The 21,460-nt window shown below is 33.1% G+C and carries 19 protein-coding genes and 1 pseudogene; 12 read left to right on the plus strand and 8 right to left on the minus strand.

Going from position 1 to position 21,460, the window contains the following annotated elements:
* Both rmuC and pncB read right to left on the minus strand, forming a co-directional pair.
* Entirely contained in the window at nucleotides 1-1,500 is a 1,500-nt protein-coding gene (gene rmuC, locus ACKI42_RS05950; protein ID WP_407403439.1) for a DNA recombination protein RmuC, read from the minus strand.
* Between the two features lie 125 nt (nucleotides 1,501-1,625).
* Nucleotides 1,626-2,804, minus strand: a complete 1,179-nt coding sequence (gene pncB, locus ACKI42_RS05955) for a nicotinate phosphoribosyltransferase (RefSeq protein ID WP_407403441.1) — start codon at nucleotides 2,802-2,804, stop codon at nucleotides 1,626-1,628.
* A 96-nt stretch (nucleotides 2,805-2,900) separates the two neighbouring features.
* On the opposite strand from pncB, the gene ACKI42_RS05960 reads away from it, so the two are divergent.
* Nucleotides 2,901-4,292 (plus strand): hypothetical protein, encoded by a 1,392-nt coding sequence (locus ACKI42_RS05960; RefSeq protein WP_407403443.1) that lies wholly within the window; start codon nucleotides 2,901-2,903, stop codon nucleotides 4,290-4,292.
* Nucleotides 4,293-4,331: 39 nt separating this feature from the next.
* Here ACKI42_RS05960 and ACKI42_RS05965 read toward each other — a convergent pair whose 3' ends face one another.
* A complete protein-coding gene (locus tag ACKI42_RS05965) occupies nucleotides 4,332-4,808 on the minus strand; it encodes a Dps family protein (RefSeq protein WP_407403445.1) in 477 nt (158 codons plus the stop codon).
* A 311-nt stretch (nucleotides 4,809-5,119) separates the two neighbouring features.
* On the opposite strand from ACKI42_RS05965, the gene rpsL reads away from it, so the two are divergent.
* The 8 genes and pseudogenes from rpsL to ACKI42_RS06005 all read left to right on the plus strand — a co-directional run bounded on the left by rpsL (nucleotide 5,120) and on the right by ACKI42_RS06005 (nucleotide 11,638).
* The gene (gene rpsL, locus ACKI42_RS05970; RefSeq protein ID WP_407403447.1) at nucleotides 5,120-5,530 is read left to right on the plus strand and encodes a 30S ribosomal protein S12; all 411 of its coding nucleotides are present in this window, start codon (nucleotides 5,120-5,122) and stop codon (nucleotides 5,528-5,530) included.
* Nucleotides 5,531-5,553: 23 nt separating this feature from the next.
* The gene (gene rpsG / locus ACKI42_RS05975; protein WP_407403449.1) at nucleotides 5,554-6,030 is read left to right on the plus strand and encodes a 30S ribosomal protein S7; all 477 of its coding nucleotides are present in this window, start codon (nucleotides 5,554-5,556) and stop codon (nucleotides 6,028-6,030) included.
* Nucleotides 6,031-6,036: 6 nt separating this feature from the next.
* A complete protein-coding gene (gene fusA / locus ACKI42_RS05980; protein ID WP_407403451.1) occupies nucleotides 6,037-8,154 on the plus strand; it encodes an elongation factor G in 2,118 nt (705 codons plus the stop codon).
* Between the two features lie 18 nt (nucleotides 8,155-8,172).
* Complete coding sequence (gene rpsJ / locus ACKI42_RS05985) at nucleotides 8,173-8,478, plus strand: 30S ribosomal protein S10 (protein ID WP_034756512.1); 306 nt, start codon at nucleotides 8,173-8,175, stop codon at nucleotides 8,476-8,478.
* 273 nt (nucleotides 8,479-8,751) lie between these two features.
* The gene (locus ACKI42_RS05990; RefSeq protein ID WP_407403454.1) at nucleotides 8,752-9,027 is read left to right on the plus strand and encodes a hypothetical protein; all 276 of its coding nucleotides are present in this window, start codon (nucleotides 8,752-8,754) and stop codon (nucleotides 9,025-9,027) included.
* Nucleotides 9,017-9,844 (plus strand): GLPGLI family protein, encoded by an 828-nt coding sequence (locus ACKI42_RS05995; RefSeq protein ID WP_407403767.1) that lies wholly within the window; start codon nucleotides 9,017-9,019, stop codon nucleotides 9,842-9,844. Before ACKI42_RS05990 ends, ACKI42_RS05995 begins: the two co-directional genes overlap by 11 nt.
* A 117-nt stretch (nucleotides 9,845-9,961) precedes the next feature.
* Nucleotides 9,962-10,789: pseudogene (locus ACKI42_RS06000) on the plus strand (GLPGLI family protein).
* Nucleotides 10,790-11,482: 693 nt separating this feature from the next.
* Nucleotides 11,483-11,638: a hypothetical protein gene (locus ACKI42_RS06005; protein ID WP_407403456.1), complete on the plus strand. Its 156-nt coding sequence runs from the start codon at nucleotides 11,483-11,485 to the stop codon at nucleotides 11,636-11,638.
* 123 nt (nucleotides 11,639-11,761) lie between these two features.
* Here ACKI42_RS06005 and ACKI42_RS06010 read toward each other — a convergent pair whose 3' ends face one another.
* The 3 genes from ACKI42_RS06010 to ACKI42_RS06020 form a co-directional block, all read right to left on the minus strand.
* Nucleotides 11,762-12,238 (minus strand): hypothetical protein, encoded by a 477-nt coding sequence (locus tag ACKI42_RS06010; protein ID WP_407403458.1) that lies wholly within the window; start codon nucleotides 12,236-12,238, stop codon nucleotides 11,762-11,764.
* Between the two features lie 108 nt (nucleotides 12,239-12,346).
* On the minus strand, nucleotides 12,347-13,765 hold the full coding sequence (locus ACKI42_RS06015) for a hypothetical protein (RefSeq protein ID WP_407403460.1): 1,419 nt from the start codon (nucleotides 13,763-13,765) through the stop codon (nucleotides 12,347-12,349).
* Between the two features lie 151 nt (nucleotides 13,766-13,916).
* The gene (locus tag ACKI42_RS06020) at nucleotides 13,917-15,113 is read right to left on the minus strand and encodes a hypothetical protein (RefSeq protein WP_407403462.1); all 1,197 of its coding nucleotides are present in this window, start codon (nucleotides 15,111-15,113) and stop codon (nucleotides 13,917-13,919) included.
* Between the two features lie 345 nt (nucleotides 15,114-15,458).
* Between ACKI42_RS06020 and ACKI42_RS06025 the strand changes: the two genes are divergently transcribed.
* Entirely contained in the window at nucleotides 15,459-15,944 is a 486-nt protein-coding gene (locus ACKI42_RS06025) for a low affinity iron permease family protein (protein WP_407403464.1), read from the plus strand.
* 77 nt (nucleotides 15,945-16,021) lie between these two features.
* On the opposite strand, the gene ACKI42_RS06030 is transcribed toward ACKI42_RS06025, so the two are convergent.
* Nucleotides 16,022-18,727 (minus strand): hypothetical protein, encoded by a 2,706-nt coding sequence (locus ACKI42_RS06030; RefSeq protein WP_407403466.1) that lies wholly within the window; start codon nucleotides 18,725-18,727, stop codon nucleotides 16,022-16,024.
* 26 nt (nucleotides 18,728-18,753) lie between these two features.
* Nucleotides 18,754-19,632 carry a hypothetical protein gene (locus ACKI42_RS06035; protein WP_407403468.1) on the minus strand — a complete coding sequence of 293 codons (879 nt, stop codon included), beginning with the start codon at nucleotides 19,630-19,632 and terminating at the stop codon, nucleotides 18,754-18,756.
* A 578-nt stretch (nucleotides 19,633-20,210) separates the two neighbouring features.
* On the opposite strand from ACKI42_RS06035, the gene rplC reads away from it, so the two are divergent.
* Nucleotides 20,211-20,837, plus strand: a complete 627-nt coding sequence (gene rplC, locus ACKI42_RS06040) for a 50S ribosomal protein L3 (protein WP_407403470.1) — start codon at nucleotides 20,211-20,213, stop codon at nucleotides 20,835-20,837.
* On the plus strand, nucleotides 20,828-21,457 hold the full coding sequence (rplD, locus tag ACKI42_RS06045; RefSeq protein WP_407403472.1) for a 50S ribosomal protein L4: 630 nt from the start codon (nucleotides 20,828-20,830) through the stop codon (nucleotides 21,455-21,457). Before rplC ends, rplD begins: the two co-directional genes overlap by 10 nt.
* Nucleotides 21,458-21,460: the final 3 nt, after the last annotated feature.

A 21,460-nucleotide genomic window follows, 5' to 3' on the forward strand; every position in this document is an offset into this window, starting at 1 on the left:
TTAATATTCTAATAGATTATCTGAATTGTCGATTAGACTTTGAGGCAAGTCTTTTTTGTTTTTGATACCCAATGATTTCAATTTTTGAGTTTGAATAATTAAATTATCATTCCCTGTATGCAATTGCTTGAATGCATCATTGTACACGTTTTTGGCATTGTCTAGGTTTTTACCTACTTTCTCTAGATTTTCTACAAAATTGACAAATTTATCATAGAGTTTGGCGCCACGTTCTGCAATTTCCATGGCATTTTTATTTTGGTATTCTCTTTTCCAAAGATCAGCAATCAACTTCAGAGAAGTGATAAGATTGCTAGGATTAAGCAGCAGAATTCGTTTTTCATAAGCAAAGTTCCACAGATTTTGGTCAGCTTGCATGGCTGCAATATAAGCGGGCTCGCTTGGGATAAACATCATAACGAAGTCTAGAGATTTTCCGTAATCATCGTAGGCCTTTTGGCTCAATTGGTTGATGTGCGTCTTGATAGAGTGAAGATGCTGATTGATTTTTATTTGATAAATATCCGGATCCAATTCATCTACCAATTCTATATAAGCCGTTAAAGAAACTTTAGAATCAATAATTACGTTTCGTTCATCTGGGTACTTGATAACTGCATCTGGACGCATTTTTTTACCAGAAAACTCAGAAAAAAGAGCTTTATTATCTTCATCGCGAAGTTCATGCTCCAAGAAATATTCTCGCCCTTTTGCAAGACCTGACTTTTCTAGAATACTCTCCAAGATCATTTCGCCCCAATTACCTTGCGTTTTGCTTTCCCCTTTTAATGCACGTGTCAATTTTTTAGCGTCTTCAGAAATCTGTTGGTTGAGGAGTGCTAATTCTTTTACTTTTTCAGAAAGTGAAAAACGTTCTTTGTTTTCTTGGGCGTAGGCTTCATTTACTCTATCCTTTAGATCATTTATTTTTTCCTGAAATGGGTCTAAAATATTTTTGAGATTCGTGTTATTGAGAGCGGTGAATTTCTGGGTTTTTTCTTCCAAAATTCTATTGGCCAAATTTTCAAAGTGAATTTTGCTATCCTCTTGAATTTTTGAAATTTCTTCTTTTTGGTTATCTAAAGATTGCTTGAAGTTTTCATTTAGCGCGGATAATTCTACATTTTTTGCAAATATTGTTTGCTTCTCATTCTGAACAATTTCAAGTTGGGCAATTAGTTTTGTAGAATAGTGTTTTTGCTCTGTATATTGCTGCTGTAGTGAAGTGTATTCTGCGGAAATTTTAGAAAACTCGTTTTTAAGATCGTCATACAAATCATTTTGTTGTAGAAAATTATTCTTTTCTTTTTCAATTTCTTCATTGAGCTCGCTTATTTTATTCTGAGAATTTTCTAAGTCCGACTTATTTTTTATTTGCAAATGATTCAATTCTTCATACGCTGATCTTGCAATCATCGAAGATTTTAAAACAAAATAAATTACAAGTGCTCCAATTAGTCCGCCTATCAAAAACCCAAAAATCAGATACGTTATTTCCATTTTTCAAAATTACGAAAAGATAAAAGTTTAAAAAATATTTATTTAAAACTCTTATTAGATTTGCATAAAAATAAAACCTGCCAATAAAGACAGGTTTCAATATATTGAACGATAATTAAGTTATTTTAATCCTTAATTCTCAAGAATTCCTTCGCCAATTCTATCATTTTAGGGTCTCCAGTGTATTTTCCACGCTCGTCTGAAAGTTTTACCGTTGGGATCCAATCTTTGTTCATGGCTTGTACACCAATTAATTTCATAACGATGTTCATTGGTTTTAGTCCGACATCGTTTGTAAGATTCGTACCAATGCCAAAAGAAACTCCTATTTTTCCTTTGCAATAGTTGGTAATTTCTTCTACTTTCTCAAGATTTAGTCCGTCCGAGAAAATAATGTATTTGTATAAAGGATTAATGCCATTTGCTTCGTAATGAGCAATAGTTTTGTCCGCAAATTCTAAGGGATCACCACTGTCATGTCTTACACCATCAAATAGTTTGGTAAATTTCTTATCGAATTGTTGGAAGAATACATCCGTTGTAAAAGTATCAGATAAGGCAACGCCCAAATCTCCTCTGTAGACGTCTACCCAATGATCTAGGGCAATCTTGTTAGCCATCTTGAAACCATATTCTGCGGCATGAAACATAAACCATTCATGAGCGTGAGTTCCGATAGGTTTTACATTGTATTTCATGGCAAAATGCACATTCGAAGTTCCGATGAATGTTGAGTTTTTATCACGGATCAAAGCATCCATTACTAGATTTTGCACTTTGAAAGAATGTCTTCTTCTTGTCCCAAATTCAGCAAAAGTTACACCCAATTTATTTAGTGATTCTGCTTTTTCTAGCGTTTTATTCATTACAATTTCGTTAGAATCTCTTTCCATATGATTCATCTCGTAATGCAATTCGCTGATAAGAGCGAGTAGAGGAACTTCCCACAAAATGGTACGGTACCAAAGTCCTTCTACCGAAACCGAAAGATCGCTTCCTGTTTGGGTAATTTTCACCTCGGAAGGGTCATAATGATAGCCTTCTAAGAAATCCAAATAAGGCAAATCTAAGTAAGGGCAAGTTTTCGCCAAAAATTTCTTTTCGTCTTTAGATAATTTGAGTTCTGCCATTTTATTGACAGCATGCTTTAGCGCAACGTCAAAACCTTCCGGAAATTGGTGTTTTCCTCGGTTGATAAATTCATATTTTACGATTTGACTTGGAAAAAGCTTTACCACAGCATTTTGCATGGTAATTTTATAAAAATCGTTATCTAGAATAGAATTAAGATGTGTTTCTGTCATATTTTTTTGTTGTTGACCCTAACAAATATAGTAAAAACCTATCTGAAAATCTACTTATTCTGCTATTTTTGCAATTTGTGCATTTAATTTTGAAGAATGAATATCAAAGCTTATTTTCTATTATTATTTTGTTCTATCCTAAGTATAGTAATGGTTCCTTTGTGGATTCCGGCGGGTGGTATTACTGCAGATTCTATCTCTTATTTTAGATTGGCAAATGATTTACCGCATGCGAAATGGAGCTTATTCCCACTGGGATATCCATTATTACTAAAGGTTTTTCATCTTTTCACTAATGACTTTTTTTGGTCTAGTAGAATCCTGAATTGTTTGCTTTATACCTCAATTGCACTATTTGCTTATTGGAGAAAGTTTTACTTTAAAGAGACCGTAATTCTTCTAACGACAAAGATTTTCTTTTTCAGTTTTTTCAACGCTATTTCAGAAGGATTATGGTTGGCAGTTTTTTATCTACTCATCTATTATCTAAACGGTTTTTTTAGCGGTAAAATAAAAGGGTCAAGTTTTATAATACCTGCTGCTTGTTGTCTTATATTTTCATTTGTAGTGAGATATTCTTCAATATATATAGGAGTAGCAATGGGATTATTTTATCTAATTTTCTATTATAAACAAAGAAATGAAATCAATTTTTGGAAGCACGATTTCTTTAAATTTTTATTAGTTTCAGGTTTAGGTATCGTTGCTTATTGTATGTTTAATTATTTCAGCTTTGGAGATTTTATGGGCGAGAGATATAGAAATGCCCCTCCAACTCTTGTTTGGGAAAACATAATAAGAAATATAGCAAGTGTATTCAATTCATTTAATCCGATTCTTGGTATCAAATTGAATGGGAGTTCTACCTTGATTGTCGTTATAGAATTATTTTTAGGGGTCATAAACATATCCTTTATATATCTCTTTTATAAAGTTTGGAGAGATTATTTTAAAAATAATAAAGGATATTTTCATCTTCTCCTAATATTATGTGGCCTGGTTTACACGGGCTTTCTTTTTGTAACGCAATTTTATCAAGGCATAGAAGAACTCAATATGAGAATGCTAGCCGAAAGTTCCTTTTTCTATTTCATCTCTGTAATTATTTTGTATTATAAAAATTTGAAATTTGAAAAAATCATTTTTTGTCTAGCCGTAATTTCTCTTTTGTTTAATTCTTTATATGTACTAAAAATTCCTTCAGATTATCTAAAAAGAAAAAGCGAGGTGGAAAATTCTCTTTCACATTTTAAGGATAAAGAATATTTCTATGATGATCTTGTGAACGAAGGAAAGGTTGTAAAATATAAAATACCCCTTGTTAACAAGGAGATAGAATACAAACACGTCAATCAGCAAGACGGATATATTGATGGTAATATATTGATGGCAAAAAATCCTAAGATTGAATGGATGGTGGAGGATACAGTAAAGGATAAAAGTAGAGTAGTGTACGCTTCAGATTTAACCAAAAAAAAGAACCACTAAATAATTTTAATGGTCCTCTGCTTTTAATTTTGAATAGAATTATTTTCCAAGATAAGAATTGTACATCCAAACTTCTTTTTCTTGCTCAGCAATGTATCCACTCATCTGAGAGTTTGTACCTTCGTCACCAGCTTTGTCTGTAATATCTAATAATTCTCTTTGCAGATCTATTACAATTTTAAAAGAGGCTAAAATATTTTCTACATCTTTGGTGGCATTACTTACATCTGTAGATTCTTTGATGGTAGACGTTTTCAGATAGTCACTATAATTGTGCGCTGGAACTCCTCCTAATGTTAAAATTCTCTCAGCGATCTCATCAATTTTTAAAACTAAATTATTATAAAGTTCTTCAAATTTTGGGTGAAGAGTGAAAAACTGATCTCCCTTGATATTCCAATGAGAACCTCTTGTATTTTGATAAAAAACAGAATAGTTAGCTAAAAGTGTATTTAGTTTTTCGGCGATTTTCTTGCAGTCATCTTCTTGAAGACCAATAATATTTGAATTTTTCATAAGTTTATTTTTGATACGCTAAAGTAGGAATTTATTTCAGCTTTGTTACCTCAATTCCGATTGATAAAAGTTATCTTAACGGTTGTTTAAATAGATTTTATTTACATATAACCTCTATTAAATATAGTATTTCACACATTATTGGATTGTAAAGTATTGCAGAAGATGTTTAAAATGAATACGATATATACATATGATAATCAACGAACTATTTTTAGTTTTAAAATAAATAATTCTGAATATTTATAGCTAACATATTGCAAATTAAAAAATTATTACTACTTTTGCAGACTAAAATAAAAAGCAATTAAATGCCTACTATTCAACAATTAGTAAGAAAAGGAAGAGTCTCACTTGCCAAGAAGAGCAAATCGGCTGCCCTTGATTCTTGTCCACAAAGACGAGGTGTATGTACGAGAGTATATACTACCACACCAAAGAAACCTAACTCAGCACTTAGAAAAGTAGCGAGAGTAAGACTTTCTAACGGTAAAGAAGTCAACGCCTACATCCCGGGCGAAGGACATAATCTTCAAGAGCACTCGATAGTATTGGTAAGAGGCGGAAGGGTGAAAGACCTACCGGGAGTACGTTATCACATCGTAAGAGGTGCATTAGACACCGCTGGTGTTAGTGGAAGAACACAAAGAAGATCTAAGTATGGAGCTAAGAGACCAAAACCAGGTCAAGCAGCAGCGCCAGCTAAAGGAAAGAAAAAATAATCATTAAATAAGGTACAGAAACAATGAGAAAGACGAAAGCAAAAAAAAGACCGTTGTTACCAGATCCGAAGTTTAATGATCAATTGGTAACTAGATTTGTAAATAACTTAATGCTAGATGGTAAAAAATCTATCGCATTTAAAATTTTCTATGATGCATTAGATATCGTAGAAACTAAAAAAGGAGAAACTGAAAAGACTGCTCTAGAAATCTGGAAAGATGCATTAACTAACGTTATGCCTCACGTAGAAGTACGTTCTAGAAGAGTAGGTGGAGCTAACTTCCAAATTCCTATGCCAATCAGAGCGGATAGAAAAATTTCTATGGCAATGAAATGGTTAATTCTTTACTCTAAAAAGAGAAATGATAAATCAATGGCTTTGAAATTAGCTAACGAGGTTGTTGCTGCTGCTAGAGAAGAAGGAGCTGCATACAAGAAAAAATCTGATACTCACAAAATGGCAGAAGCTAACAAAGCTTTCTCTCACTTTAAATTCTAATTAGAAATGAGTAGAGATCTTAAATTTACTAGAAATATTGGTATTGCTGCACACATCGATGCAGGTAAAACTACCACTACAGAAAGAATATTATTCTATACAGGAGTAAACCACAAAATTGGTGAAGTACATGATGGTGCTTCTACAATGGACTGGATGGAGCAAGAAGCAGAAAGAGGTATTACAATTACTTCTGCTGCAACTACTTGTTCTTGGAATTTCCCTACAGATCAAGGTAAGCCTTTAGCTGATACTAAAGCTTATCACTTCAACATCATCGATACACCAGGACACGTTGACTTTACAGTAGAGGTTAACAGATCTTTGAGAGTATTAGATGGATTGGTATTCTTATTCTCTGCAGTAGATGGAGTAGAGCCTCAGTCTGAAACAAACTGGAGACTTGCTGACAACTATAAAGTTGCAAGAATGGGATTCGTAAACAAAATGGACAGACAAGGTGCTGACTTCCTTAACGTGGTAAACCAAGTTAAGTCTATGTTAGGATCTAATGCAGTTCCAATCGTTTTACCAATCGGTGCTGAAGAAGATTTTAAAGGAGTTGTAGACTTGATTAAGAACAGAGCTATTATCTGGGACGAAGCGGGTCAAGGTGCTACTTTCGAGGTAGTTCCAATTCCTGAGGATATGAAAGAAGAAGTTCTTGAATATAGAGAGAAGTTAGTAGAAGCTGTTGCTGATTATGATGATACTTTGATGGAGAAATTCTTCGAAGATCCAGATTCAATTTCAGAAGAAGAAATTAACATCGCTCTTAGAAAAGCTACTATCGATTTATCTATTATCCCAATGACTTGTGGTTCTTCATTCAAGAATAAAGGAGTACAGTTTATGCTAGATGCAGTATGTAAGTACTTACCATCTCCATTAGATAAAGATGATATCAAAGGTACTGATCCAAGAACAGATGCTGAAATATTCAGAAAACCAGACGTAAACGAGCCTTTCGCGGCTTTAGCATTTAAGATTGCTACTGATCCTTTCGTAGGAAGATTGGCATTCTTCAGAGCATACTCTGGAAGATTAGATGCAGGTTCTTATATCTTGAACACTCGTTCTGGTGATAAAGAAAGAATCTCTAGAATCTACCAAATGCACGCAAACAAGCAAAACCCAGTAGAATATATTGAAGCTGGTGATATTGGTGCTGCTGTAGGTTTCAAATCTATCAAAACTGGTGATACAATGTGTGATGAGAAAAACCCAATCGTATTAGAATCGATGGTTTTCCCAGATCCAGTAATTGGTATCGCTGTAGAGCCTAAAACAAAAGCTGACCAAGATAAGATGGGTAACGCTTTGGCTAAATTAGCTGAAGAAGATCCTACTTTCACAGTGAGAACTGATGAGGCTTCAGGACAAACGATTATCTCTGGTATGGGTGAGCTTCACTTGGATATCATTGTAGATCGTATGAGAAGAGAATTCAAAGTTGAAGTGAACCAAGGTCAGCCTCAAGTAGAATACAAAGAAAATCTTACAAGAGTTGCTCAGCACAGAGAAGTTTACAAAAAACAATCTGGTGGTAAAGGTAAATTTGCGGATATCGTATTTGAACTAGGACCAGCTGAAGAAGGTAAAATCGGTTTAGAATTCGTTAACGAGATCAAAGGTGGTAACGTTCCTAGAGAATTTGTTCCTGCAATTGAAAAAGGCTTTAAAGCTGCAATGAAAAACGGTCCATTGGCTGGTTTCGAAGTTGAAGGTATTAAAGTTACTCTTAAAGATGGATCTTTCCACGCAGTGGATTCTGATGCCCTTTCTTTCGAAATGGCTGCTAAATTAGGATTTAAAGAAGCGGGACGTGCTGCTAAACCAGTAATTATGGAGCCTATTATGAAATTGGAGGTTGTAACTCCAGAAGAATATATGGGTAACATCATTGGTGACCTTAACAAAAGAAGAGGGACTATCAGTGGTCAGGAAGAAAAGAACGGTGCTGTTGTTATCAAGGGTTCAGTTCCACTTTCTGAAATGTTTGGTTATGTAACTACTCTAAGAACACTTTCATCAGGAAGAGCTACTTCTTCTATGGAATTAGAGAAGTACCAAGCTACTCCTCAAAACGTTGCTGAAGATATTATTGCTAAAGCAAAAGGTTAATTTTTTTAAATTCAAGAAATGTCACAAAGAATCAGAATAAAACTAAAATCTTACGACTACAACTTGGTAGACAAGTCTGCTGAGAAAATCGTAAAAACGGTAAAGGCTACTGGTGCTGTTGTAAACGGACCAATACCATTGCCAACTAACAAGAGAATCTTCACTGTATTGAAGTCTCCACACGTTAACAAAAAAGCAAGAGAACAATTCCAATTATCAGCTCACAAGAGACTAATGGACATCTATTCTTCTTCTTCTAAAACTGTGGATGCTCTAATGAAATTAGAGTTACCTTCAGGTGTTGATGTTGAAATTAAAGTGTGATAGTGTAAACTATTATCATTATATAAATCCCCTTTCGCAAGATTGGGGATTTTTTTGTTGTAAAAATTTAAGATTTATTAACATTTTGCATTTTTATTTTTTATAAAGAAAATGTTTACTTTTTAATATTGTCAATTCATAAACGTTTATTTTATCATATCGATTAAATTTTATTTAACATAAAATAAACTTACTAACATTTATGAATGTAATTTTGGTATGTTTCAAAATAATTTTAACTTTAATGTTAACCAAATTAAAAATTTATCGTTTATGAAAAAATTATTATCAGTAGCAATGATAGGAGTTGCAGGTATTGTAAGCGCTAAAGATATTTCTTTAGTAGAAAGAGATAGGATTGATAATGAATGTAAAAGCGAGAATTCTCAAAAAGCAGCAATTAAACGACTTTGCTCTTTTGTAGAGTCAGATTGTGGTGAAGCTGGTTTAGCATGCGGTGAATCAAATTCTGAAGGAACATTAGATTGGGAAGTTTTGGATGAGATGAGACAACTATTAAATGAAGCTTTTTGTGGTTATGGGGATTAAAAATATATTTTCATTTTTTTTATTAAGTTTTTCAATGATATTATTTGGGCAAGAATGTAGTTCTTGCTCAAAGTTTTATTATAAACTTACTCAGCAGACGGATTCGTTAAATAAAAATTCTAAACTTGAATTTGATTTTGTGTTAATAAAAAAGAATGATAGCTTATTGTTTACTCAAATTGAGAATATGAAAGCGGATTCTTTAGAAGCAATTATTTGGAAAAATTATACCGCAAACAATAGTTCGTCTATAAGTTTTAAAGGATTACCAAAAGCAAAATTTAAATACTATATTTCCAAAAATCTTAATGACACCAAAAGTTCTTTACAAGTAATTGATAAAATTGGAACTCATAATTTTATTTATAATGATGACGCAATATTGAATTGGGAATTACACCAAGAAAAGAAAAACATTGCTGGTTTTACTTGCCAAAAAGCTACTGTAAAGGCATTCGGAAAAAATTTTATCGCTTGGTTTACTTCGGAAATTCCGATCAGTGATGGTCCCTACAAGTTTCGTGGACTTCCAGGTCTTATTGTTGAAATTTATGACGACGAGCAGTATTTTAATTTTTCATTGGTACGATATGCTAAAAATCAAAATGAAGTTTCATTATCAATCCCATCATTTAGAAAACGTAAACTTATTACTACTACAAAAGATAAATTCTTGAAAGCAAAAGATGAATACAGAGAGGGTTTGATTGCCAGAATTAAGAATAGTGTAATATCTGAAAGTGTAAGCGAGCAAAGAATTAAACAATTACAAGAAGAACAAAAGAACAACAATACTCATTTAGAAAGTACCTATTAGGATTCAATCACTCTCAAAAAATACATAAAAACACAATCCCCTTTCGCAAGATTGGGGATTTTTTTTGTTTTAAAAATTTAAATCTAAAATTATCTTTATCTTTATTAAAATTAAAATATGAAGAAACTAATTTTGCTATTATTTCCTATACTCTTTTCGGCACAAACGCACCGATTTATTTATGAATTTCAATATAAGCTAGATTCATTATCTAAAGGGTATCTAATAGATAATATGATTTTGGATATCAACCCATCAGAAGTGAAATTTTATCCTTACTCTTATGCTGAAACAGATTCTCTGAATATAACAAGAGGACAAAGAAATTCAATATGGGAAGATCATTTACCATCACTCATTAGAAAAAGAGAATCTTATGATAATACATCACTTATATTACTGAATGATTTTTTTTCGGTGAAAACTACTGATAAGATGGATTGGAAATTACATCATGATACAAAAGTAGAAGGAGCTTATACACTGCAAAAAGCCACTGCTCATTTTGGGGGTAGGAGCTGGATCGCTTAGTTTTCGAAAGAAGTTGCTATATCCGAAGGTCCTTATAAGTTTCGAGGTCTTCCAGGGCTTATCTTTGAGATTGGAGATGATAAAAATAATTTCATTTTTAAACTGATAAAAAGTAGACAACTGCCTAAAACCTATGAAACACCATTTCTTAATAGCAGTATGGGGAAAAACCCAATTCCAGTGTCCGAAAAAATAATCCATAAAAAACAATTGGAGCTCTATAATGATCCTCTGCGAAATATAGCAGAATCCTTTAAAGCCAATACCAATCCAGACAACACATTTTATGTGTCTGGAGTTCAGATAAAAAGCATAGATCAGCTAAAAGGTATGGCAGATGAAAGCCGAGAAAGAATAAGGAAAAATAACAATCCGATAGAAATAGATAAAGCCATCCAATATCCAATAAAGTAATTCGATACAACTGAAAATCCTTCCTCGCAAGATTAGGGATTTTTTTTTTTTGGAGCTTTTTCGCGCTATTCGCTATATCTTTTTTTTCCTCCCAATGCCATTGCAAAAAAAAAGGATGCCGCTACTATCACGGCTATCCAAGTACCCATCAAGAAATAATGTAGTTTTAATTATACAGACGAATTCATAATTTATCGACTAATCCTTTAAATATTTATTTTACTTTGATCTACTTATTTTTAAGCTAAAGCTTTTTATACTTTTGCGGATGAATAAAATATTACATATTAATAAATTATTATACCATTTTATTTTTAAATTTTCCGTAATTGAAAATACTCCGAAGGAATAATATCATCTGTGTAGCAGAAATGGATGATACAAAAAAGAACTCCATAGTAGTTCAATATTTTACAGTGATTTAAATAACAAAATGGTATTGAATATTTCTCCACCTGTAATAACCTCAATAGTATAAAAACCATGTTTTTTACCATGCTCGCTTGGTTTTTTAGGATGCAAACACGGTTTGTGAGTATGCTCACTACGTTGTTTAGTATGCGCGCATGGTTATGAGGTATGCCGACTAGGTTCTTTAGTATGCGTGCTTGGTTGTTTTGTATGCGTGCCTGGTTCTAGAGGTAGTGCGCATGGTTGCTATACGCCAAACGCATGGTTCGAGACGAGGAACACATGGTTCGGTACGGCAATGGGTACGTTCGGGAGGTGGTACACATGGTTGTTGTACCATGCACGCATACTGTGGAACGTAGAGTGCATAGTATGGAACGTCGTATGCATGGTTCCGAACGTGGAAATATACGTTCGGGACGTGGTAATATACGTTGAGAACATAGCGGATATCTATTGATAAAATTAAATTTAATAATAAAAAGAGAAGGGAAAATTTAAACCAAAAAAAAGCATGAAACGTTAGAGTTCCATGCCTTATTAAGTTTTGAATATGTAGTGTTATTCTTGAGAATTCATATTGCTTCTATTGCTGAAAAACTGTTTTAGTTCTGAGTATTTTGTTTCAAATCCCGCACTTGCCGATCCTGCTTTATAGGTAGAGTAGGAGTAATCTGTAAGTGCTGCCTGATAGTTGTCAAAATCGTGCAATATCTTAGCATTTTTGAGATTTTGGTTAATGGCATCCAATCGGTTAATAAGATTGTCGAGCATTTTTCTACTTGCAAAGTCTTTCGCAAATTCATCCCAGTCTACTTCGGGAGCTCCCAGCTGAGGCTGGTTGGTATAGAAATCGTTCACTTTGGCTACCACCAATTTATTCTGCTCGTTGATGCTTCCGTACTTTTGTCTTTCCTCTGGGGTAAGATTGTACTTTATTTCAGAAAGAGCATCCTCCAAAGTGGTAAGTGCGTTTTCGGCATCTGCAAGTTTGGCTGTAGAAAGGTGCTTGCTGTTGTTGAGATTTGTAATAGGCATAATAAATATTTTTTAAAATTTGGTTTTCCTAAATTACAAATGTTTTTCACATAAAATAAAAAAATCCCAACAATTTTGATGGGATTTGTGAAAATTATAATTCAATCATTATTTGAGATAGACCATGATTGACCAGTATCCTCTACCCCAGTTAAAATTTGGATTGTTTCCTGAATCGTACATTAAAAACCTGGTAGTACCCGGTACATTTTCTGTATATGCTTTTAAGTTATACGTAATCGTTTGGGCAGTTGTAGATGATGGGATATTGTCAGCTACGGAAGCTCCAATAGTTACCATAGAATATAATGCAGAATTATTTCTTGGAATAACAGTTGATTTTCTAGAACCTGCTGCGAATTCTGTGTTACCTTTCATAAGAGTTATTCCATAGTACCCTCCATCAGTATCTAAATTTGAATTAATTAAATTTTGTTGTACCTGAGCAACTGTTGTAGGTGTAGGATTATTATTACCAGCCTTAAAATTGTACTTATTGTTAGACGTACCTAAAGGTATACTGTAAGATAGTACAATTTTAGCTTCTTTATTAGCAGGTATTGTGATAGTTTGGCTAAAGCCCGCCAAGTCCGTACCATTAACAGTAATATCTTGAAACGTTGTAGCAGTATAATCATAGATATTATCAAATTGCCATGTACTTGCAGGAGGTGCAGCTACATTAATAGAGGATACATCCCAAGTAGCACCTGCAATATTTCCATTATTTACCACTTCTACATACTGTCCAGGTGTCAATGTAAAGTTAGGCAATGCTGTTCCCGAATTTCTAAAAGTATTTCCAGCATCTCCAGTTATAGTGATGGCATTATTGGAAATATTTTTAATTTTATATGTTCTTCCTGTAAAAGCTGTAGTTGATGAAGTTCCTACTGGAGGCATCGTAATAGTGGCATTAGACGTTCCGTTATATGTTACGTAATAGTCACTAGCTGATAATGTAGTTGAATTCGTAATTTCTTTGTAGGCTGTTTCTAAAGATCCTTCTACAGTAAGGGTTGAATTTGGAGAAATTGTTCCAATTCCCACTTTATTACCTGCAGGTGTCGCACTAGAATTTACAAAAGAAAGTGAGTTTATATTTTGTGTTACCACTCTCGCGCTATTAAGAGTACCATCTGTATTATAAAGGTTTGTATTGGTGTCGGTATCGAGCTTTCTCCATACCATTGGTGAAGCTGTAGCATCGAAATAATAGAACCCCACTGCATTAATATTAGTTACCTGAGATGCACTGGTACCCGTTGGAGTTCCTGAGAAATCTGTAACATACACAATAGCTCCATTCTGGGAAACAGTATAAGCAGACGCTGCTTTTGCTGCAAGTTCAAGTTTTGTAAGCCTAGGGATCAAGATACCATCAGACGCAATTGCATCACTTGTGGTACCTGCTCTTTTTTCTTTAACATCTAAAGTAGCGTTTGGACTCTCCGTATTAACACCTACTTGAGCATTGTAAAATAATGATATAGATAGAAAGCTAATCGTAAGCAGATTTTTTTTCATATTTAAAGTATTTATGTTTATAATTGGATGCAAAGATAATTATATTATCTTTTGCAATGAAGTATCATACATTTAATTATTGTGTCTAATTTCTAATTTCGATACAATTTAAATATAAAATCCCAACAATTTTTGTTGGGATTTTCTGTTTTTACTTTAAACGTTGCACTAAAACTAAACTTCTGTATGATGTTCCAGATCCAGGAGATTGACTTGAAACGATAGTAAAATCATTTCTATCAACTAATATTGTAAAATCTAAAGTTGATTGAGATGGTAAATTTATATAATCAGAAAATACAAATCCAGTTCCTAAATACTGATTACCACTTGTATTACTAGAGAATGGCTGAATTGAATATTCTTTATTGTTAACAATTGCTTTAACCCACATATGATTTAAAGAGTTTGCAGTAGCGAAAAATCCAATTAATCTTACTTCAATTTTATAAATACCAGCCGGTAGAGTAATTTGCTCAGTTGTTCTTGCAGTTGTCCCTGATCCCGTACCTCCAGAAGGAGCTGATACATTAGAAGTTATTGATCCACCAATTATTGTATTAATTAAATTTTCAGCATTATTAGGTGCCAAACTTTGTGTAGCTGTTAATCTAATAGGACTTTCAACATTATTTAGTACTGCACCTCCTGTCAATGGATATCTCATTATCTGTCCTTCAACATTTTGTGTTGTATTTTTGTATACTTTACCACTACTATCTATAACAATACTATTAGAAGTTGTATTAGAAGGTAAAAAAGCAAGATTAGTAATCTGTAATGGATTGCTGTTTGCGTTAACATCCAATGGTTGTGATGGAGTAGCGGTACCGATGCCCACTCTATTGTTGGCTGCATCTACGGATAGAGTAGTTCCATCTACTGAAAAAGCATTAGTTGCAGTACCGGTAAATGCTAATGTATTAGTACCTTGTGTTACCACTCTTGGGTTTGTAAGATTACCATCTGTATTATATAGATTTGTATTAGTATTCGTATCCATCTTCTTCCAAAGAGAAACAGTAGCGTCATAATAATAGAATCCGCTAGAATCTATATTTGCTACTTTTACTATGCTTGCACCCGTAGGTGTTCCAGAAATATCTGTAACGAATATAATAGCTCCGTTCTGTGCAGCGGTATAAGCTGACACGGCTTTTGCCGCAAGTTCAAGTTTTGTAAGCTTAGGGATCAAGATACCATCAGACGCAATTGCATCACTTGTGGTACCTGCTCTTTTTTCTTTAACGTCTAAAGTAGCGTTTGGACTCTCCGTATTAACACCTACTTGAGCATTGTAAAATAATGATATAGATAGAAAGCTAATCGTAAGCAGATTTTTTTTCATATTTAAAGTATTTATGTTTATAATTGGATGCAAAGATAACTATAATACATTCTTAATGAGTAGATATCTATAAATTTAACATATTAATTATATGATATTAATTTTTAGTTATAATGTCAATAAAAGCTAAAACTTAATTTTAGTAAAACTATTATTATGCAAAATATTTAACGTAGCCCATGCATAATTCCGGTTTTTCATGATTAGAAATATGATTAATAAATATAGATTAATTCCATTACGTTTATATTTAGAGTAGCATTTTATTTAACTAAGGAATCACGCAAATCAATTATTATTTTCCACTTCGGCTGGGTATTTGCAATTTCTATTAAAATATATAGCATGCCAAAAAATAATAGTCCTTTCGAGAAGTTTTCCAATTGGGCAACCAAATTCACGGGAAGTTCTAGCGCTTTTATAGGGGCGAGTCTTATCGTTAGTATATGGGCATTTACCGGCCCTTTATTCAATTATTCTGAAACATGGCAATTGGTGATAAATACAGGTACTACCATTATCACCTTCCTTATGGTTTTCCTTATTCAGAAGGCACAAAACAAAGATTCTAAAGCGATCCAAATAAAGCTGAACGAGTTGCTTGCCGCAAATGAAAAAGCGAGCAATAGGATTGTTGATATAGAGGATCTCACAGAAAAGGAACTAGATCAGCTGCATACGTATTACGAACATCTTGCTGCTCTTGCCGAAAAAGATGCTGATATCCATATGTCGCATTCTATAGATGCGGCAAAGATTAATCAAAACTATAAGCACGAATTCTTTAGAAGAAGGCATGAAGAATGGCTGAAGAAGAAATCTGAAAAATAGCAAGCCCTTAAATGTAAAAAAACAAAAAAGCCTTCCTGATCATGGGAAGGCATTAATTTTTAAATAAAACTAAAATCTTACCTCATAAAATACCCATAGTAAGTACAACTTCCCATGAGGTTTCTAGAAGTTTCAGTATCAGAATATTGAGATTTTAGCAATGCAAAATACGTTCTGTACTTTTGGTTTTTGGTCTGTGCCATTTGCTTTCCAAACTCATCAGATTTTTTAGTATAATCGGGATCGCTATAGTCTACCTTAAATTCGTTGTTAGCTTCGTACTGATAGTATTTCCCCTGTTCGGCACTCGCCATTTGGAACAATATTCTTGCTTTCTGTTCTTTATTGGTTGCAAGGTTAAACGCTTTTTGATAATAGCCCATGGATTTATCGAAATTGTCAGGTTCTATAAAACTATTGCTAGTAAAGTTTTTATAGTAATATTTGAATGGTGATTGTGTGGCAGACGTATTGAAATAATATTTACCACCATTGCTATTATCAATATCCATCACAAAAATATGTCTATAAAAGCCCAGAATAGAAGTATTGTATAGTAGATTACCAATCAGCTGATTGGCATTAGCAGCCATATCGTCTTTTCCGTTACCTATTTTCTTTAGTTGTAAGATAGCATCTGCCAATTCTAGTTTATTCATGAGAGGTCTAATAAAAGGAAATGCACTATAATCACCAGCTTTCATGCTTACCTGCTCGTTGCTTTCAAAGCTTTCCCATACGTTATATCCGAAAACCAAGTTTGAGATATTGTGATATCCATCGTAGTTTTGCCCTGTATAGACTACCTTATCATAAGTTTTCGTTTTCTCATTGTATTTTTCGTAGTCATCTCTTGGCAATCCAGAAAAGTTAATTGCTTTTTGATAATAGCTTTTAGCCTGATCAAAATCCGCTAAACGCATTGCGCGATCGCCGTAAATAAGATTAAAGAATGCCTCTATATTTCCCACATTATCCATGTTTTTGGCAATTATTTGTTGCTCAAATTTTGTCTTATTGGGTTTTTTATAAAATTCCTCAATCTTTTTCACCAAACTAGAGTTGGGGTTGTATTGCAGATCCGAAAGTTTGTTGCTCATCAGATAAGATTTTCCTTCTTCACCTTGCAAGAAATATCTGTTTGCAAGCACATCTTTTAAGAAAGATGCTGTAGAAGGTTTCGGACCATAATAGATTTCGTAGTCTGTTTTTGTGCTGTCGGTAGGCATTTTTTCCTCTAAAAAATATTCAGCATATTTATTCATCAATGCATCTTCATATTCGGCAGTTATTTTGGGTTGAGAAACAATATCATTCAAAGCTTTCATTCGGGTTATTTCCTCCAAATATTCTGGATTGTTGGTTTTAATATTATCCAACACTTCAGCACTTTCTTTATATTCTTTCTTTAAAAATTTAAGATAAGCATCTGCAATCTGCCAAAACTCATCGCTGGATTTTTCTTTGGTTTTCTCTGTGAATTCTTCAAGCTCGTTTAGGTAGTCTTTCTGTTTATTATCTTCAGTGTAGAAATAGGATTTATTATTGTTGTAAAAAGGAATTCTATTAGGATTGTTAAGTATTTCCTCATCACTGACCTCATTTTTCTGCTCATTCGATGAATGGTTGGATTTCGAACTAAATAATTTCTTGAAAAACAAAACTATTCTCTCCCAAAACCCTATTTTTACAGGTGTTGCTACTTCTGTTGAAACTTTGTTATCGCTAGGAGAAGACGCGTTTTTGGATACTTCATTATCATCTTTGTAATAGTAAGAAGGAAGATAAGATCTTTCGATTTCATTGATGCTTCGAGCGGCTAAAACCTTTAGTATTTCAGATTGAGGATCTATATCAAACATCTTTTCCATGGTAGGTATGGGATTGGTGAAATCCTCGTAACCCAAAAGGAAGTACGCCATATTTTTCTCCTCGTTGGTATTAGCTCTTTTTAAAATATTATTAAATGAAGCAGAATCCGACAATGTCATAGAAACAAATGCTGATTCTTTTCGACTTTTGCTATTTTTAAACACCTGAAAGAAGTTCCAATTAGCTTCAGTACCCAAATTCAAACCACGCTGCGCGCCGCCCAATTGATCCAAGGCCAAATAGTAGACAGCGCCTCTATTGGAAATAGGTTGTACATAATTTTTAAATGCACTTATGGAAGCCTCATAATTTCTGGTATAGTGGTTGAAACGCACCAACTGATAGCCATAACGTTGTTTTATTTCCGGATTTTTGGCGGCATTATAAAGTGATGTAAGTGCCGAAATTGTTTTATTATAATCGAGTTGGGTTGCATTTTTTGAAACCTCATTTTCTCTGTAATAAAACGTATCTGCACTTTCTACAAAATTTATTCTCATATAAGGTTCCAAATATTTAGCTTGTATTAAATAATCGATACCCTCAAAATACTTTTGGTAAAATCCATTTCCCAACTTTTTTAGCAGTGGATTATTTGGCGCTCCACTTTTTAAAAGATTAAGTTCTGCCATGCTTATAGTATTCACCAATGCAGAGGTTTCGGCATAATTTAGCTGATTATTAAAATACTTTTGCCATGCTTCAATATTTTCATCTGCAATATGTGAGGTTTTGTAATCTTGGTAAAATCTTGAAGTATAAGTGTGCAAGAATGGCAAGTAAGATTTGTCTTTAATTATACTTTGGGTAAAAAGATTAAAATAATCTGAGTCTGGATCGCCCCATGCGCAAGCATTAGATTGGGTGTAAAACATGGTGGCAAATGCCAATGATATTATATATTTTTTCATGTTTTTATTTTAAAGTAATGTTAGATTTAGTATAAATTAAAATTTCTTCCTTTCAAAAAGGGCTCATCAAGTTGGTAATAGATAATAGGAAAGTCATTTATTTTACCGTCCAAAAACTTCACAACCTCATTTATTTGCTCATTTGATATTTCTTCCACTTTTATTTTGAATCCTCTATTAAGCAAATTTCCAAAATAATAACCTTCTTTTGTTATCTCAATTTCGTTTTCAGAGATCAATCTAAAATTAGGGTTCTGAAGATCTTTTTTAGATAAACCATTTATCAATTTGTGCTTACCAAGATGATTGGTTACAATGCCCCAAGAATAAATAGGTAGCGCTACATGAATCTCTTTAATGGGATACTCTTCCAGTTTTGACAAATAATTTTTGAGCGTTGTTACATCTAAAATTGAATTTTTAGTAGAATATTCTAAAGGTGAAGAAGTGGAGTAGCACATCAAAAATACTGCAGAAACAGGCGGTATTCCCATTATATCTTTATCTTTTACCTGATGTAACCTTAGAGTTGAGGTTATATTTTTTCCAGATATTGTTTTGAGTTCGTTTAAAAATTTAAAATAATCATCCCTAGTTCCTGCGGTCCAATCGCAATCAATCTGTATCTCTTCGTTGGTATTGAGTTTGTAATCTTTACTCTTTTTTATAATAAGTTGATGAGTCTGATTCGCCAAAAATGTAATTTCGTGGTCTGTAATATTGATGAATGATCTATTAGTAATAAAGACGGTAGGTGCAATCTTATTTTTTAAACTAAAAGTTTCATTATGGGTAATAACCCCAAGTGGTTGAAATTTGTTGTCTATCTTGTCTATATCAAAATAGCGTGTGTAGAGTAGAGGTGTAGAGGTTTTCTCTATTTCATTTTTCTCCTGGGTACTCAATGATAGTTTGGCTTTCCAATAATAGAAAGTATAGGAATGTGATTTTTTTTGATCACATGATATGAACAATAACAGAGTAGTAAAAATGGAAAAAAGTCTAATCATAAAGTGCACTGCATGTATTTTTTTTACATCTAAAAGATATTAACAAAAATACAATTGTTTGAAGGGTATTAAATAGTTTTGAATAGTAATTCTCACCTTTTTTATAAAAAATTACCTAATTTTAGTGATTTTTAATAAACCATAATATTCACTCATTTCCTTGAAGTAGAATTTTAGGAGATGAGAGAAAGTTTTTTATTAGAATAAAATTATGGGAAGGGAAAAAGAGAAAATGAAGATGAGATCCTTATTTAATTATATTATTTACGAATTAGTCAATTTAAATATTAAAAAAGACCTAAACGTTTAAAAATCAAAATATTTTGTAAGAAAAATTTGTCATTTTGAAAATTATTCTTACATTTGCACACTCATTTTAGGGGAAGAGTATGCCTAATTGAAACTTAGATATTGCTTTGAAACTTGAAAATGAAAGTGTAATTCAGGAAATTTTATAACATATTATATAAATAATGTCAGGTATTATTGGTAAAAAAATCGGTATGACATCTTTGTTTAACGAAGAAGGAAAAAACATTCCTTGTACAGTTATTCAAGCTGGTCCATGCTCGGTTTTACAGGTCAGAACCATTGAAAACGACGGATACAAATCTGTTCAGTTAGGTTTCGATGACAAGAGTGAGAAGAACGTTGGTAAAGCGTTAGCTGGTCATTTCAAAAAGGCTGGTTCTACTCCAAAAGCTAAATTAGTAGAATTCTACAGAGAATTCGTTGATACTGTTAGTGTAGGAGATGAAGTAAAAGTAAACTTATTTGCTGAAGGTGAATATGTAGACGTAACAGGAACTTCAAAAGGTAAAGGTTTCCAAGGTGTTGTTAAAAGACACGGATTTGGAGGTGTAATGCAAGCTACTCATGGTCAGCACAACAGACTTAGAGCTCCAGGTTCTATTGGTGCGGGATCAGATCCTTCAAGAGTATTCAAAGGAATGAGAATGGCAGGTAGAATGGGAGGTAAGCAGGTAACTGTACAAAACCTTCAAGTGTTAAAAGTAGATTTAGAACAAAATCTTTTAGTAGTAAAAGGTGCTGTTCCGGGAGCTAAAAATTCTTATGTAATTATCAGAAAATGGAATTAGTAGTATTAAATGCATTAGGAAAGGAAACCGGAAAGAAAGTAACTCTAGACGAATCTGTATTCGGAATTGAGCCAAATAAGCACGCGGTTTACTTAGAAGTAAAACAGTACCTTGCAGCACAAAGACAAGGAACTCATAAATCAAAAGAAAGAAGCGAAATCGCTGGGTCAACTAAAAAGTTGAAAAAGCAAAAAGGTTCAGGTTCTGCAAGATATGGTGATATCAAATCTCCAGTTTTCAGAGGTGGAGGTAGAATTTTTGGCCCAAAACCAAGAGACTACAGATTCAAATTGAACAAAGCTCTTAAGAGATTAGCTAAAAAATCTGTTTTATCTCAAAAAATGAGAGACAACAGTATTAGAATTGTGGAAGGATTGAGCATTGCTGCTCCAAAAACAAAAGATTTTATTGCAGTATTGAATGCATTAGCATTAACTGACAAAAAATCTTTATTCGTTCTTTCTGATACAAATAAAAATGTATATCTATCTTCAAGAAACTTGCCTAAGACTAAGGTGATGAAATTTAATGAAATTTCTTCTTACGACTTAATCAATGCAGGTGAGATCGTTTTCTTAGAAGGTGCAGTTGAAAAATTCCAGGAAAATTTAAAGAAATAGATC

The organism is Chryseobacterium sp., assembly GCF_045629545.1.
Taxonomy (GTDB): domain Bacteria; phylum Bacteroidota; class Bacteroidia; order Flavobacteriales; family Weeksellaceae; genus Chryseobacterium.